The 14,909-nt window shown below is 58.8% G+C and carries 14 protein-coding genes; 3 read left to right on the top strand and 11 right to left on the bottom strand.

The features are described from left to right. The first annotated feature begins 97 nt into the window (after positions 1-97). On the top strand, positions 98-988 hold the full coding sequence (gene yghU / locus ACHZCJ_RS12835) for a glutathione-dependent disulfide-bond oxidoreductase (protein ID WP_321326933.1): 891 nt from the start codon (positions 98-100) through the stop codon (positions 986-988). Between the two features lie 3 nt (positions 989-991). On the opposite strand, the gene ACHZCJ_RS12830 is transcribed toward yghU, so the two are convergent. From ACHZCJ_RS12830 to gspH, 11 genes are all read right to left on the bottom strand, one after another. Continuing rightward, positions 992-1,972 (bottom strand): MBL fold metallo-hydrolase, encoded by a 981-nt coding sequence (locus tag ACHZCJ_RS12830; RefSeq protein ID WP_321326932.1) that lies wholly within the window; start codon positions 1,970-1,972, stop codon positions 992-994. 21 nt (positions 1,973-1,993) lie between these two features. Beyond that, entirely contained in the window at positions 1,994-2,626 is a 633-nt protein-coding gene (locus ACHZCJ_RS12825) for a TetR family transcriptional regulator (protein ID WP_159647308.1), read from the bottom strand. Between the two features lie 36 nt (positions 2,627-2,662). Further along, positions 2,663-3,535 carry a crotonase/enoyl-CoA hydratase family protein gene (locus tag ACHZCJ_RS12820; protein WP_321326931.1) on the bottom strand — a complete coding sequence of 291 codons (873 nt, stop codon included), beginning with the start codon at positions 3,533-3,535 and terminating at the stop codon, positions 2,663-2,665. Positions 3,536-3,598: 63 nt separating this feature from the next. Then, positions 3,599-4,381, bottom strand: a complete 783-nt coding sequence (locus tag ACHZCJ_RS12815) for an SDR family NAD(P)-dependent oxidoreductase (RefSeq protein ID WP_159647304.1) — start codon at positions 4,379-4,381, stop codon at positions 3,599-3,601. 62 nt (positions 4,382-4,443) lie between these two features. Further along, entirely contained in the window at positions 4,444-5,616 is a 1,173-nt protein-coding gene (locus ACHZCJ_RS12810; protein ID WP_321326930.1) for an acetyl-CoA C-acetyltransferase, read from the bottom strand. A gap of 134 nt (positions 5,617-5,750) precedes the next feature. Continuing rightward, positions 5,751-7,181 carry an aldehyde dehydrogenase family protein gene (locus ACHZCJ_RS12805; RefSeq protein WP_321326929.1) on the bottom strand — a complete coding sequence of 477 codons (1,431 nt, stop codon included), beginning with the start codon at positions 7,179-7,181 and terminating at the stop codon, positions 5,751-5,753. Positions 7,182-7,255: 74 nt separating this feature from the next. Then, positions 7,256-8,554, bottom strand: a complete 1,299-nt coding sequence (locus ACHZCJ_RS12800) for a cytochrome P450 (protein WP_321326928.1) — start codon at positions 8,552-8,554, stop codon at positions 7,256-7,258. 12 nt (positions 8,555-8,566) lie between these two features. Further along, the gene (locus ACHZCJ_RS12795; protein ID WP_321326927.1) at positions 8,567-10,102 is read right to left on the bottom strand and encodes an acyl-CoA synthetase; all 1,536 of its coding nucleotides are present in this window, start codon (positions 10,100-10,102) and stop codon (positions 8,567-8,569) included. Between the two features lie 126 nt (positions 10,103-10,228). Next, positions 10,229-10,978 carry a 6-phosphogluconolactonase gene (locus ACHZCJ_RS12790; protein WP_321326926.1) on the bottom strand — a complete coding sequence of 250 codons (750 nt, stop codon included), beginning with the start codon at positions 10,976-10,978 and terminating at the stop codon, positions 10,229-10,231. A gap of 90 nt (positions 10,979-11,068) precedes the next feature. Then, on the bottom strand, positions 11,069-11,473 hold the full coding sequence (gene gspI, locus ACHZCJ_RS12785; protein WP_321326925.1) for a type II secretion system minor pseudopilin GspI: 405 nt from the start codon (positions 11,471-11,473) through the stop codon (positions 11,069-11,071). Further along, positions 11,470-11,928 carry a type II secretion system minor pseudopilin GspH gene (gene gspH, locus ACHZCJ_RS12780; RefSeq protein WP_321326924.1) on the bottom strand — a complete coding sequence of 153 codons (459 nt, stop codon included), beginning with the start codon at positions 11,926-11,928 and terminating at the stop codon, positions 11,470-11,472. Before gspH ends, gspI begins: the two co-directional genes overlap by 4 nt. 124 nt (positions 11,929-12,052) lie before the next feature. On the opposite strand from gspH, the gene ACHZCJ_RS12775 reads away from it, so the two are divergent. Beyond that, positions 12,053-12,850: an enoyl-CoA hydratase-related protein gene (locus ACHZCJ_RS12775; RefSeq protein ID WP_159647290.1), complete on the top strand. Its 798-nt coding sequence runs from the start codon at positions 12,053-12,055 to the stop codon at positions 12,848-12,850. A gap of 90 nt (positions 12,851-12,940) precedes the next feature. After that, positions 12,941-14,902: an alkyl sulfatase dimerization domain-containing protein gene (locus ACHZCJ_RS12770; protein WP_321326923.1), complete on the top strand. Its 1,962-nt coding sequence runs from the start codon at positions 12,941-12,943 to the stop codon at positions 14,900-14,902. Positions 14,903-14,909 lie beyond the last annotated feature (7 nt).

Below are 14,909 nucleotides of genomic sequence, written 5' to 3'. Positions count from 1 at the left end.
GCTTGGAGCGGACGCAGAAAAACTTGCGTGATCGGTTCGGTTGCAAATGCTACCGCTTGTCCAGAGCAACAACGGCCAATCCAAAAAGGAATGATCCATGACCGACAATCTGCCCGATTACACGCCCCCGAAAGTCTGGAAATGGGACAAGGCCAATGGCGGCCGCTTCGCCAATATCAACCGCCCGATCGCCGGCCCGACCAAAGACGTCGAGCTGCCAGTCGGCGAGCACCCGCTGCAGCTCTATTCGATGGCAACGCCGAATGGCGTGAAGGTCACCGTCATGCTCGAGGAACTGCTGGCGCTGGGCCACAAGGGCGCGGAATATGACGCCTATTTCATCAATATCAGCGAAGGCGACCAGTTCGGCAGCGGTTTTGTCGACATCAACCCGAACAGCAAGATCCCGGCGCTGATGGATCATAGCACCGACACACCGACGCGGCTTTTCGAATCCGGCTCGATGCTGCTCTATCTTGCCGAGAAATTCGGTGCATTCCTCCCCAGCGATCACAACAAGCGCACCGAAGCGCTCAACTGGCTGTTCTGGCAAATGGGCAGCGCCCCCTATCTCGGCGGCGGCTTTGGCCATTTCTATGCCTATGCACCAGTAAAGATCGAATATTGCATCGACCGCTTCGCGATGGAGGTCAAACGCCAGCTCGACGTACTCGACCGCCATCTCGCCGACAATGAATATATGGCCGGCGACGAATATAGCATCGCCGATATCGCGATCTGGCCCTGGTATGGCGCGCTGGTCAAGAATGTCGTCTACGAAGCCGCCGAATTTCTCGACACCGCTTCCTACAAGCATATGAACCGCTGGACCGACATGATCGGCGAGCGGCCCGCCGTGCAGCGCGGCAAGATGGTCAACCGTGCCTGGGGTGATCTCGAAGGCCAGCTGCGCGAGAGGCATGACGCCAGCGATTTCGAATTGCGCACACAGGACAAGCTGGAACCGGAAGGCGAAGCGGCGGAGTAAAAGCTACTCCCGCGTCAGGCTCGCATAGACACGGCTGAGGAAGCTTGGCAGCATCATCTCGTTGGCTTGGAATTCCTCATCGAAGTCCGCCGTCGGTTTTGCGGCCATGATTTCCGCCAGGCTTTTGCCATCGTCGATCAGCGCCTGCACGCGGCCCTGGATGATGGTCAGCACCTCGATATAGCGGGCCAGCTTGGCGCGGTCGGTGACCGGACCGTGCCCCGGGATGACGATCGTATCATCGTCGATCGTATCATGGACCGCCTGACAGAAAGCGATCATGCCCGCGAGGTCGCCGCCATTGTCGGCGTCGATGAAGGGATAGCCGCTATTGTTGAAAACATCGCCGAGATGGACGGCATTCGTCCCGCGAAAGAGAACCGCCGTATCGCCGTTGGTGTGCGCCGGGCCGACGTGCAGCAGGTCGATCTTCTGGCCGTTGATATGAAACTGCATGGTCCGGTCAAAGGTGATGTCGGACAGGGCATGTTCGGGATAGGCTTTCTGCTCGCCGGCAAAGGGGCCGAAATTGACGACCTGGTCGTCCAGCATCATCGCCCGGCTGTTGGACTGGCTGACGATCCAGCTACCGTCCTTACCCAGCGTCATATTTCCGTCGGCATGGTCAAAATGCCAGTGGGTGTTGACGACGAAATCGACGCCTTCACTGCCGATTTCCTTCAACGCCTCCTTGATCTTCGGCATCAGCTGCGGGAACTGGTCATCGACGATCAATGTGCCGTCCCTGCCGACCGACACCGCGATATTGCCGCCGAGCCCGAACAGGACATAGAGTCCGTCGGCTACTTTCTGGGTTTTGATCTCGACCGTATCAAAATCCCAGCCGAAGGCCGAATAGATCTGATCGGCGCTCATCACCGGGCCGTGGGACGGGGCCTCTGCCGCCTTGCTGCCATGGGCGAGCGCCGGCGGAGCGATTGCCAGTGATAAAGCCAGTCCGAATAGTTCCGCAGCCTTGCTCATGTGATCGCCCCCCAGCGCTGGTTATTGTTTGAGAATCCCCGACATGATCAGGTCGACCGTCTGCTCGCGATAGGCATCGCGCATCCGCTCGTCAAAATCCTCCCGGCCATAGCAATATTTCCACACCAGCTTGCCGGTGAAGAACCGATCAGCCGAACCGGTTACAGCGGAATAGAACAGGTCGGGGTCGACTTCGCGAAACACCCCCGACTTGATGCCTTCTCCAACAAAAATATTATAGGCCTCAGAGAGCGGCTTCAGATATTTGTCGGCAATTTTGCGCGCCCCTTCCGGTGGCAGTTCGCGAATCAGCCGCATGGTCAGCCGGTTCAGATAGGGAAATTCATAATAGGTATCGATTACCGCGCCGATATGGTGACGCAGCTTGTCCTCCGGCGGCCAGTCCTTCTTGATCAGCAGACCCACCTGCTCCAGAATATTGTCCATGTCGCGCTCGAGGATCGCTTCGAGCAAGCCATCCTTGTTGCCGAAATAATATTTGACGAGCGCGCTGTTGAGGCCCGACAGAACGGACAGTTCGCTGAAGGAAATATCGATCGTGTCACCCTTGCGCATGATCTGGCTCGCGGTTTCGATCAGCTTGTCCCGCGCCCCTGCTTCACTCTCCTTGGCCCCCATTTTATTGGTTGGCATTCGTCTTCCCCTTTGACGCACTATGTCACTAATCTGTCACTTATAGACAGGTTCTTCCCACCATGGGAAGCTGTCTGGCAAGTCGCTCGACACTTTATCCGGATAGTCCGGACTGCGCTTCTCCAGAAAGCTTGTGATACCCTCTTTTGCGTCGGCAGATTTGGCCCGATTGTAGATAATCCGACTGTCGACCTTATGCGCCTCCATCGGATGTCCCGCGGCCGGTAATTGCCACAGCATCTGCCGGGTGACGGCGATCGATACCGGCGCCGTGTTGTCGACAATCTCGCGCGCCAGAGCATATGCGGCGGGCAACACATCTTCCGGCTTGTGCAGCGAACGGACGAGACCGCCTTTGATCGCTTCGGCCGAGTCGAACACACGTCCGGTCATACACCATTCCAGCGCCTGTGCCCGGCCGACCAGATTGGGCAGGAACCAGCTGGCCGCGCCATCCGGTGCAATGCCGCGACGGGCAAAGACAAAACCGAAGCGCGCGCCCTCGCTCGCAAGCCGCATATCCATCGGCAACAACATCGTGGCGCCGACGCCGACGGCGACACCGTTGATCGCGCCGATCACCGGCTTGAGACATTGATAGATACGCAGCACCAGCAACCCGCCACCGTCACGCACGCGCGGATCGGAATAATCCTCCACCGGATCGGCGCTGGCAAAGGGTCCACCACCATGTTCGGGGGTCAGATCGGCCCCGGCGCAAAAGGCGCGATCCCCGGCACCGGTAACCACGACCGCACGGACATCATCATCGGCATCAATCCGGTCGAAAGCGTCGATCATTTCCTTCATCATTGTGCCGGTAAAAGCGTTCATCTTTTCAGGGCGGTTGATCGTGATCGTCGCGATATTGTCGGCGACGTCGTAAAGGATCTGCGTATATTCGGTCACAGGCTTCTCCATCAGATACAAAAAGGGCTGCGAGTTTCTCGCAGCCCTTGATGGTTCGGTTTTTTAGCGGGGTGCCATCCGGATGGCGCCATCCAGACGGACGTCTTCGCCGTTGAAATATTGCGTTTCGATCATGCACATCGCGAGCGCGGCATATTCGTCTGGCTGGCCAAGGCGCGGCGGATGCGGGACCATGGCGCCCAGAGCGTCGCGCACATTCTGTGGTGCACCAGCGAGCAGCGGCGTATCGAAAATACCGGGCAGGATGGTGTTGAGACGGATGCCCTCGCGGGACAGGTCACGCGCGATCGGCAAGGTCATGCCGACAACGCCGCCCTTGGAAGCGGAGTAAGCCGCCTGACCAATCTGGCCATCTTCAGCCGCCACCGATGCGGTGTTGACCATTGCGCCGCGATCACCGTCTTCCATCGGATCCAGCGTCAGCATGCCGGCCGCCGATTTGGCAATGCAGCGGAACGTGCCGACGAGATTGACCTGGATGACAAAATTGAAAGCGTCGAGCGGGAAATGTTTGATCGATCCGTCTTCCTTGGAGCGGCTGACGGTCTTGATTGCATTGCCGATGCCGGCGCAGTTCACCAGGATGCGTTCCTGGCCATTGGCGGCGCGGGCCTTTTCAAAGCCGGCGTCGACGCTCTCGTCTTCGGTCACATTGACCTTGCAGAAAACACCGCCGAGTTCGGATGCCAGTGCTTCGCCCTTTTCCTCGTTTAGGTCGAACAGGGCAACCTTGACGCCCTTGGCAGCCAAGCGACGGGCGGTTGCCGCACCGAGGCCGGAAGCACCGCCGGTGATAACGGCTGAAATATTACTGCTGAGTTCCATGATCTTCTCTTTCTTCTATCGGTCGTCATCCTGAACCGGGTTCAGGATGACGATATTTTCCATTAACCGAGGCGTTCGATAATCGTGACATTGGCCTGGCCGCCGCCTTCACACATCGTCTGCAGGCCATATTTGCCACCGCTCTGCTCCAGCGCGTTGAGCAGGGTAGCCATCAATTTGCTACCCGAAGCGCCGAGCGGGTGGCCCAGAGCGATCGCGCCGCCGCGGACGTTGAGCTTGGCCCGTTCCGCGCCGACATGCTTGAGCCATGCGAGAGGCACAGGCGCAAAGGCTTCGTTCACTTCATAGAGATCGATATCACCGATCTTCATGCCGGCCCGCTCCAGTGCGCGATCGGTCGCGAACAAGGGTTCTTCGAGCATGATCACCGGGTCACCGGCGGTCACGGTCAGATTGACGATCCGTGCGCGCGGGGTCAGACCATGGTCTTTCAGCGCCTGTTCGGAACAGACCAGAACCGCACTCGATCCGTCGCAAATCTGGCTGGCATTGGCGGCGGTGATCGCGCCTCCTTCCTGCAAAACCTTAACGCCGCCGATGCTTTCCATGCTGGCGTCAAAGCGGATGCCCTCGTCAACCTTGTGCAATTCCTTGCCCTCGGCGGTTTCGATTTCGATCGGCACGATTTCATTGTCAAAAGCACCCGATTCAACAGCCTTGATCGCCTTCTGGTGGCTTTCCAGAGCGAACTCGTCGAGCTGCTCGCGCGAGAAACCATATTTCTTGACGATCATTTCCGCGCCCATGAACTGGCTGAACTGAACGCCGGGATAGGCTTCTTCGAGACGCTCCGACTTGTTGGTGCCGAGACCGGCATCCTTGAACAGTTTGAAGGTCGAACCCATGGGTACACGGGTCATGCTTTCGATGCCGTGGGCCAGCACCATATCCTGCGTGCCGGACATGACCCCCTGGGCGGCAAACTGGATTGCCTGCTGCGAGGAACCACACTGCCGGTCGATGGAGACCGACGGAATGCTGTCCGGAAGCTTGGAAGCGAGAACAGCATTGCGGCCAACATCGCCGCTCTGTTCGCCGCCCTGCATGACGCAGCCGGTAATCACGTCTTCAATTGCGCTCGCATCGAAATCATTGCGGTCGGCAATCGCGTCAAGCGTGGCAGCACCCAAGTCCACCGGATGCACACCGGCCAAACGTCCGCCGCGACGACCACCAGCGGTACGTACCGCGTCAACAATATAGGCTTCTGCCATAATCTTTTTCCTTTGGTTGGTTGAGAGTCGAAAATTTAACTGACCGGTTAAACCGCGCAAGCGCTAGCGTCAAATAAAAAAGCCGATCATCACAATAGTGATAATCGGCTTTGTTCCGGATGCATCAATGCCGCTTAGGCCGGCACATTGTCTTTCTTGACCGTGATTACCTGCGGATAGGTAAATTCGAGCAAGCCTTCCTTGCCATATTCGGCACCGAAGCCGGACTGTTTATGTCCGCCGAAGGGTGCAAAGGGAGACAGGTGCAGGAATTCATTGACCCATACCGTGCCGGTTTCCAGCTGCTCGGCAACGCGAACGCCTTCGTCGGGATTGGCCGTCCAGACCGCACCGGCCAGACCATATTCGCTGTCATTGGCGCGGGCGATGGCTTCGTCGGTGGTGCTGAATTTCATCAGCGGCATCACCGGACCGAATTGCTCCTCGGCCACAATCCGCGCATCTTCCGGCGGGTTGTCGAGGATCGTGATCGGCACATAATAGCCCGGGATGCTGTCGTCGGGCATATCGCCACCGACCAGGAATTTATAATCATTGTCCTTCGCGTCCTGGATCAGCTCCAGCACCCGCTCATATTGTTTCTTGTTCTGGATCGGACCGACTGCCGTGCCCTGCTGCGAACCGTCACCGACTTTCACATTCTTGGCAAATTCCGCGATGGCAGCGCTCAGTTCATCATAAATATCCTCGTGGATATAGATGCGTTTGGCGGCCACACAGATCTGGCCGGCATTGGTGAAGCTGGACCAGAACAATTGTTCGGCAACCTTTTCGACATTGGCATCGGGGAGGACAATCGAGGCGTCATTGCCGCCCAGTTCGAGCGTGATCCGCTTGAGATCCTTGGACGCGCCTTCCATGATCTTCTTGCCCGTAGCGGTGGAGCCGGTGAAGGTAATCTTGTCGATATCGGGATGCGACGTGATCAACGGACCAAGGCTGTCTTCGCCGGTGATGATGTTGACGACGCCAGCCGGAGCCACGTCCTTGATCAGCTCGGCCAGACGCAAGGTGGTCAGCGGCGTAAACGGAGACGGCTTGAGCACGATCGTGCAACCGGACAGCAAAGCGGGGGCAATTTTCTGCACCGCCATCATGATCGGGAAGTTCCAGGGCACAATACCGCCGACGACGCCGACGGGCACGCGGCGGGTACGGCTCAGCCGTTCGTCGCTATCCTCGTTGATCTCGTCTTCCAGTTCCAGCGTAGCCTGCGAGCCGGCCATATAGGCAGCGCCCATGATCTCGCCCTGTGCCTGCGCGTGCGGCTTGCCCTGTTCTGCGGTCAGCAGACGGAACAGCTCGTCATTATTGTCGTTGATCACGCCGGCAATCGCCTGGACCACCTTGCGGCGATCATCAATCGGGGTCTTTGACCAGCTCTTGAACGCCGCTCGGGCCGCGGCAACCGCCTGGTTGAGCTCGGCTTCGCCGCAAGCGGGAACCTGGCCGATCACTTCTTCATTGGCCGGATTGACGACATCCAGCATTTCCGCCGTGCCGACCATCTCGCCATTGATCAAATTTTTATATTGAGTAACCATCTTGCTCTCCTTTGGGCTGTGCCATGCATTCTAATTGAGTCGTCTATACTGTATTACAAGGGCGCATGCGTCCTTCATTTTGATAGAGTATAACGGATCGGCAGGGTTTTGAGGCCGCCGACAAATGTGGATTTGGCGCGCGCCGGTTCGCCCGCCAGTTCCAGCGTCTCGATCCGGTCCAGCAACTCGTTGAACAATATCTTCATCTCCAGCCTCGCCATGTGCAGGCCGAGACACTGATGGGCGCCCGCGCCGAACGCGAGATGCCGGTTGGGCGAGCGCGCCGCGTCGAATTTGCGCGGATCATCAAACTGGTCCGGATCATGATTGGCCGCAACATAATTAATCATCAGCCAGTCGTCCTTGGCGATCTTCTGGCCACCAACCTCGGTATCTTCGGCCGCGGTACGCATGAAATGCTGCACAGGGCTGGTCCAGCGGATCGCTTCCTCGACGATGCCGGGCAGCAGGCTGCGGTCCGCCTTGACCCGCGCGAACTGTTCCGGGTCCTGTGCCAGCGCCATCATCGCACCGGCCGTGGATGCCGATGTCGTGTCGTGGCCGGCGCTGGCGACGATGATATAATAGCCGGCCATATCCCGGTCATTCAGCGGCTCGCCATCGACCGTGGCATTGGCGATGACGCTCGCCACATCATCAGTCGGATTTGCCCGCCGGTCGGCCGCCAGAGCCGCAAAATAGCGCTCAAATTCGGCTACCGCGCCCGCGACCACCTGGGTGATCTGTTCCGGTGTCATGTCTTTCATGCCGGTACCCGACAGGTCCTCGTCCTGTCCGCCGAACATCTGCTGGGTGAGAAAGAGCATGCGCTGCTCGTCTTCTTCCGGCACGCCCAGAATCTGCATCACGACGTGCAGCGGATAAGGCGCGGAGACCAGCGGGACAAAGTCGGCCTCGGTGCCCGCATTCACCAGCCGGTCGACGGTGGTTCTGGCCAGAGCCTCGATTTCCGCTTCCATGGTTTTCAGATTTTTCGGCATGAACCATTCCTGGGTCAGTCGGCGATATTTGGGGTGGATGGGCGCATCAAATGTCACCAGAGAATCCACGAGCATCTTGCTACCGGTCACGCGCTCCGAAAAGGCGATTGCCTCTTTCGTCGAGAACACGGTTGACCGGGGACGGTTGAGGAAAGTCTTGTTGTTCTTGGACACATGCATGGCGTCTTCATAACGAGTGACCAGCCAGAACGGATCGAAGCTGTCATCCTCCGCGACAACCCGTGCGACCGGCATATTCTCGCGGAGCCAGTCGAATGTGTCGAGCAGGCCATCCCATTCGGCATAGCTTTGCGGGTCGATAATCTTTGTCCCCATTTCCGCTGACAAGGTTGGATACGCTTCTGTTACCATCATCTCGATCCTTTAGCTGGATTGGCCATTTTTCTTGTTCCAATATTCGTCGCGGAGCAGCCGCTTATAGAGCTTGCCGGTCGGATGACGCGGCAGGTCGGGACGAAAATCAATCTGCCGGGGCACTTTGACGCCCGAAAGCGACTGCCGGAGATAGGCTTCCAGTTCCTGCGCCAGTTCCTCGCCCGCCTCCGCCATATCCATCGGCTGCACGACGGCCACCACTTTCTCGCCCATATCCTCGTCCGGCGCACCGATGACCGCGGCATCGGCCACCTTGTCATGGGTGACCAGCAGATTTTCGATTTCCTGCGGATAGATATTCACCCCGCCGGAAATGATCATGAAACTTTTGCGATCGGTCAGATAGAGAAAGCCGTCCTCGTCCAGCTTTCCGACATCGCCGAGCGAGGTCCAGCCCTTTTCATGCGTCGCCGCCTTGGTTTTCTCCGGATCATTATGATATTCGAACTTGGAGCCGCTCTCGAAAAAGATCTGGCCTTCTTCGCCGACCGGCACTTCTTCCCCGTTTTCATCGCAGATATGCACCACGCAATTGATCGGCTGCCCGACCGATCCCTTATGACCGAGCCAGCCTTCGCTGTTGCAGAAGACAAAGCCATTGCCCTCGGTCCCGGCATAATATTCGTTGAGCACCGGCCCCCACCAGTCAATCATTGCTTCCTTGATCGGAATGGGCACGGGAGCCGCAGCATGAACCGCGCTCTTGATCGAGGACACGTCATATTTATTGCGCACTTCTTCGGGCAATTTCAGCATCCGGATGAAATGGGTTGGCACCCACTGGCCGACGTCGCATTTATATTTCTCGATCAACTGCAGCGCCTGCTCCGGATCGAATTTCTCCATGATGACACTGGTCCCGCCGAGCGACTGGACCGCAATATTCCAGCGCAATGGGGCGGCATGATAGAGCGGCGCCGGGGACAGATAGACGCAGTCCTTGTGAAAACCGAAAATCATCTGTGCCAACCCGGCGATGCCATTGGGTCCGGCGATATCCTCGTCTTCGGGCAAAGGCAGCTTGACGCCCTTGGGCTGGCCTGTGGTGCCGGAAGAATAAAGCATGTCGACGCCGGCACGTTCGTCGGCAATCGGCGTGTCGGGAATCGATTCCAGCGCCGCTTCCATATTCCGTTCGTCATCCGCGCCGTACACCAGCTGATCGACATCCGGGTTCAGCGTGCGCAACTGATCCAGAACCGGCAACATTTTTTGCGAGCCGATCAACAGCTTGGCGCCTGAATCCTTCAGGATATAGCTGACTTCTTCTGCTGTGAGCCGGCTGGAAATGGCGACCTGGAACAGGCCGGAGCGCTGCGATCCCCAGGTGACCGGAAAAAATTGCGGGTGATTTTCCATGCAGATGGCGACCGTATCACCGATCTGTACATCGCGCCTGCGATAAAGCTGTGCAATCTGGTTCGAAAGCCTGTCCAGCTCCCCATAGGTGATAATTTGCCCGGACGTCGCCATGATCACGGCTGGCCTGTCAAGATTTTCCCTTGCGTGGACGGAAGGATGCATAGTCTGGCGTTCTCCAAGATACCGGTCGCCTGACTCGACGACTCGCTTTCCCGGCACCATGGTTTAATCGCGTGGTTAAATCAATATATAGTGACATCAACCGTCGACAAAGGAGAATATTACCGCCTAGTTTTCCACATAGATATCCACAGGCACCGTCAAATCGGCAAATATCCGGCCGATCGGCGCCATGCTGGTAGCACCCAGTTCGATTTCCGATTCGAGCATCGTCTGGCTGCTTGCACCCTGCAGCAACACGGCCACCGTCCGCGCTTCGCAAATCGCCGCCTTGGTAATTGTAACCAGTGGCGTATCCCCGTCGTCGGGCAGCAGGCCAACGGCGATTTTCTCCGGCGGACCGTCAAGCGCTTCTTCCATATCCGCGCTTTCCCGGATGCCGGCGGTGCTGCCGTCGGGGCCCATGCCGAGCAGGACCAGATCCGGCGGCCATTTCGTGTCGCGCAGCCGGGCATCGGCAGCGGCACCGGCCATATGATAATCCTCATGCTCCGGTGCCAGCGGCAAGACGCGGGCGCCGCGCGTCAGGAACAGTTGCGCCAGCTTTTTTACATTGCTGCGCGGATCGTCGAGCGGCACCAGCAGATCGTCGGTCGGCACGATGGTGACATATTTCCATTTGATCGGCTTTTCCGCCAGCGCCTCGAGCACCGGCATGGCTTCATCGCTGGCGGGCAGCGCCAGAAGCGCGTCACCGCGCGCGTCGAGGGCGCTCTCGATGATGAACTGGATATCGCCAGCGACCGCTTCAACCATCTCGTCGCGGTCGTCAAAATCCCACCATTCCAGCATCGACTCTTCCTCTTCCGGAATATCGTCCATGTCGAAATCTTCCAATGCATCTTCGAGTTTGCTCATTTTTCTGTCCGTCAGCCAAATTTTCTCGCGCTTCTAACCTGTGTACCGGTCGAAACAAAGGTCAAACATGATAATTTTCCCGACGCTCCGCTAGTCGGCAGGTGCTGTGGCCGGCGGTTCGTCAAGCACCAGCCCGGACGGCCGCAAGATGGTTAGTGACGCCGGAGCGCCGCTTTGTTCTTCGCGCGCGCTGATATCGACCTGGATGAAGTTCTGGTCCTCGGTCAGCTTCGCGTCCTGCGTCCATTGCCATTGCCAGCCACCGTTCTCAACCGCACCTTCCTGTTTCCCCAGCGCCGGCGGCCGCGGGTCGGTGAGAATCTCGACCGCACGGTTGCGGACCACCGATTGCGCGACCACGCGCAGCTCCAGTTCTGCCGCATTGTGGGTCGTGAAGGCCTGCAGCCTGATCAGCGCCAGCGCGGCGAGGCTGAAGACCGACAGCGCGACCAGCATTTCGATCAGCGTGAAGCCGCGCTCGCCGGGAGGCTTCATGGCCTCGCTCCGGCAAGCGTCACGTCGCCCATCGGGGCGATCAGTACGCGGCGGCTCTGCTCCTTGCCCTGCAAGACCAGCTCGGCCTGCTCGCCGGGCAGGCCGGTGCTTTCAAAACTGATCATCATCGGTCCGGTCTCGCCGGTTGCGGCGCGGACGCCGCTGGACCAGTCGGTCGAGACAAAGGGCTTGTCCTCGATCACCGACCAGCTGCCCTTGCGCCGCTCGAGAAAGCTGTAGCCGGAGGGCGTGACCTGCACCGCCATCGGCCGCGACTGCAATATCGCATTGTCGCGCAACGCCGCGGTGCGCGCGGCAAACCTCTGGGCATCCTCCTCCAGAGCGCTGCTGCCGCTCGGAAAGGAAAAGACAACAATCGATGCCATCAAGCCGACGATCAGCAACACGACCATCATTTCCACAAGCGTGAACCCGGCGCTTTTCTGCTTTGCCATCGGGATGTCCTGTCTCATCATTATCGTTCATTTAGCGAGTTGGCCGGAGCGAGTCTTGCAGAATCCATTATCCCCTGCAATGACGGCGGCATAGAAACGAATAAGGTGGGAAAAGGAAATCTTGATGTCTGACGTCGCTCTCTACGAGAAAAATGACCGCATCGTTACAATCACATTGAACAAGCCGGAGACACGCAACGCACTGTCAAAGGATCTGTGCGAGGCGCTGGTCGATGCGATCAACAAGGCCGATGCAGACCCGGGTGTCAGCTGCGTCGTGCTGGCGGCCAACGGCAAGAGCTTTTCCTCCGGCGGCAATCTGCACGAGATCAAGGCGATGACCGCCGAACAGAATATGACGCCGCTGGAAATAGAGAATTGGTACAAGACCGGTATCCAGCGCATCCCGCTTGCTTTTTCACAAATCTCGGTACCGGTGATTGCAGCGGTCAACGGTCACGCGATTGGCGCGGGCAATGATCTGACCACCATGTGCGATATCCGCATCGCCGGTGAGGACGCAATCTTTGCCGAGAGCTTCCTGCGCGTCGGCATCATTCCCGGCGACGGCGGCGCCTGGCTGCTGCCGCGGATCATCGGTCAGGCGCGAGCCAACCAGATGCTGTTCACCGGCGAATTTATCGATGCCGCCAAGGCGCTGGATTATGGCCTGGTGTCGGAAGTTGTGGCGAACGACAAGCTGCTTGAACGGGCCTATGAACTGGCCGAAATGGTCGTCGGCCTGCCACCACTGGCGATCCGCAAGACCAAGGAACTGGTGCGCACCGCGCAGAGCGTGACGCTGAAGGAAAATCTCGATCAGGCGGCCTTGTTCCAGGGCGTTTTGCAGCAGCTCGACGATCACCGCGAGGCGATTGACGCGATCCTCGAAAAACGGAAGCCGGTGTTCAAGGGGGCGTGATCGACGGGGAGACATTTCTCCCCATTTTACCTGACGGGAATTTCGGGAGATAGACCTCTGATATACAGAGGCATCTGAAGGAGAGAGAAAATGAAAAAGACCGCTGTTTCACTGATTGCCCTGATCATGGCGGTCCCGACCCAGGCTGCTCCTCCGAAAGGTGTCGCAACCGAAGCCACCAGAGCCGCCAACGCCAGGGTCGCAGCCAGCCTGCCGATTGCCGACCAGACAGATTTCGAAAATGCCAATCGCGGATTTCTCGCCCGGATTGAAGAAGACCAGATCCTCAACGAGGACGGAACGGTCGCCTGGGATTCGCGCCAGTTCGAATTTCTGCAGGGCGATGCACCCGACACGGTCAATCCCTCGCTCTGGCGGCAGGGCAAGCTCAACAGCATCCACGGCCTGTTCGAGGTCGTGCCCGGCATCTACCAGATCCGGGGCTATGATCTGGCGCAGATGACCCTGATCGCCGGCAAGACCGGCTGGATCGTCATCGACCCGCTGACCACGCCCGCGCCGGCGAAAGCCGGTCTTGCGCTCGCCAACAAGACGCTCGGCGGACGTCCCGTCGTCGCGGTTATTTTCACCCACAGCCATGGCGACCATTTCGGCGGCGTCGCCGGCGTCGCTTCGGCCGACGGTATCCGGTCGGGCAAGATACAGGTAATCGCGCCGCATGGCTGGCTGGCCGAGTCGATCGGCGAGAGCGTGATTGCCGGCACCGCGATGAACCGGCGGGTGCAATTCCAGTTCGGCACCGCCCTGCCCGTGGGCAAGACCGGTCATGTCGGCGGTGGCCTCGGTCAGAAACTCTCAAGCGGCGATGTCGCGCTCGTGCCACCGACCCGGTCGATCAGCAAGAGGGGCGAGACGCTGATGATCGACGGCATCAGCTTCGACTTCATGGATGCCGGAGAGACCGAGGCTCCGGCCGAGCTGGTCTTCTATCTGCCGCAATATAAGGCGCTGCATACCGCCGAGGTTGTGACCCGCACTTTCCACAATGTGCTGACGCCGCGCGGCGCGCTGGTCCGCGATACGCTGAAATGGAGCAAGGTGATCGACGAGATGCTCGCCCGCTATGGGATGAAATCGGAGCTGATGCTGGCCTCGCACCACTGGCCGACCTGGGGCAGCGACAATGTGCAGGCGGCGCTGAAAAACCAGCGCGGTATCTATCGTTATGTCCATGACCAGACCATGCGGAAGGCGAATCAGGGCGCCACGATGCACGAGATTGCCGAAAATATTGGCGAGCCGCACTTTGCCGAGAGCGACTTTGGCGTGCGCGACTATTACGGCACGCTCAACCACAACAGCAAGGCGGTCTACCAGCGCTATTTCGGCTGGTGGGACGCGGTTCCGGCCCATTATCACCAATTGCCGCCGGTCGAGGCCTCGCAGAAATATGTCGCGGCGATGGGCGGCGCGGACAAAGCGCTGGCCGTCGGGGAGAAAGCTTTCGCTGCAGGCGACTATCGCTGGGCGGCGACCGTCTTCAACCATCTGGTCTTTGCCGATCCCGCCGACCAGGGTGCGAGGAGCTGGCTGGCTGCGACTTACGAACAGCTTGGCTTCCAGGCCGAGGCCGGGACTTGGCGCAATATCTATCTGGTCGGCGCGAAGGAGCTGCGCGAGGGCAATACTGTCAAGGACTCGATCAGCACAGCCAATGAAAAAGTGTTGAGCGGCATCCCGGCGGTTGACCTGTTCGACGCCATGGCGACCCGCTTCAACCCGGCCAAGATGCAGGGCGATGGTGGCATCATCCGCTTCTGGTTTCCGGACCGGAAAGAGGCCGTCAGCATCGATCTCGGCAAGAGCGTGATGTTCCCGCGCGGCGAGGATTATGACATCACCGCGGACGGATCGGATACGCAGATCACGATCAGTCGTGCGCTTTTCACGAAATTGCTGATGCGTCAGGCCAATCCGCTGGAACTGATCCAGAACAAGGAAATGGTCATCAGCGGCAATGCGGCCTTAATGGCATCTATGTTCGGCGCGCTTGACGAGGTAGACCCGCAATTTGATATCGTGACGCCATGACCGGATC

Source organism: uncultured Parasphingorhabdus sp., assembly GCF_963677535.2.
Classification (GTDB): domain Bacteria; phylum Pseudomonadota; class Alphaproteobacteria; order Sphingomonadales; family Sphingomonadaceae; genus Parasphingorhabdus.
The sequence above is the reverse complement of the archived record's forward strand: the minus strand, read 5'-3'. Positions and strand labels throughout refer to the sequence as shown.

What these genes read in the sequence shown, in the direction of transcription:
- yghU (WP_321326933.1), top strand. Translation starts at nt 98, where the DNA reads ATGACCGACAATCTGCCCGATTACACGCCCCCGAAAGTCTGGAAATGG.
- gspH (WP_321326924.1), bottom strand. Translation starts at nt 11,928, where the DNA reads ATGGCAAAGCAGAAAAGCGCCGGGTTCACGCTTGTGGAAATGATGGTC.
- ACHZCJ_RS12830 (WP_321326932.1), bottom strand. Translation starts at nt 1,972, where the DNA reads ATGAGCAAGGCTGCGGAACTATTCGGACTGGCTTTATCACTGGCAATC.
- ACHZCJ_RS12790 (WP_321326926.1), bottom strand. Translation starts at nt 10,978, where the DNA reads ATGAGCAAACTCGAAGATGCATTGGAAGATTTCGACATGGACGATATT.
- ACHZCJ_RS12770 (WP_321326923.1), top strand. Translation starts at nt 12,941, where the DNA reads ATGAAAAAGACCGCTGTTTCACTGATTGCCCTGATCATGGCGGTCCCG.
- ACHZCJ_RS12815 (WP_159647304.1), bottom strand. Translation starts at nt 4,381, where the DNA reads ATGGAACTCAGCAGTAATATTTCAGCCGTTATCACCGGCGGTGCTTCC.
- ACHZCJ_RS12795 (WP_321326927.1), bottom strand. Translation starts at nt 10,102, where the DNA reads ATGCATCCTTCCGTCCACGCAAGGGAAAATCTTGACAGGCCAGCCGTG.
- gspI (WP_321326925.1), bottom strand. Translation starts at nt 11,473, where the DNA reads ATGAAGCCTCCCGGCGAGCGCGGCTTCACGCTGATCGAAATGCTGGTC.
- ACHZCJ_RS12810 (WP_321326930.1), bottom strand. Translation starts at nt 5,616, where the DNA reads ATGGCAGAAGCCTATATTGTTGACGCGGTACGTACCGCTGGTGGTCGT.
- ACHZCJ_RS12775 (WP_159647290.1), top strand. Translation starts at nt 12,053, where the DNA reads ATGTCTGACGTCGCTCTCTACGAGAAAAATGACCGCATCGTTACAATC.
- ACHZCJ_RS12825 (WP_159647308.1), bottom strand. Translation starts at nt 2,626, where the DNA reads ATGCCAACCAATAAAATGGGGGCCAAGGAGAGTGAAGCAGGGGCGCGG.
- ACHZCJ_RS12805 (WP_321326929.1), bottom strand. Translation starts at nt 7,181, where the DNA reads ATGGTTACTCAATATAAAAATTTGATCAATGGCGAGATGGTCGGCACG.
- ACHZCJ_RS12800 (WP_321326928.1), bottom strand. Translation starts at nt 8,554, where the DNA reads ATGGTAACAGAAGCGTATCCAACCTTGTCAGCGGAAATGGGGACAAAG.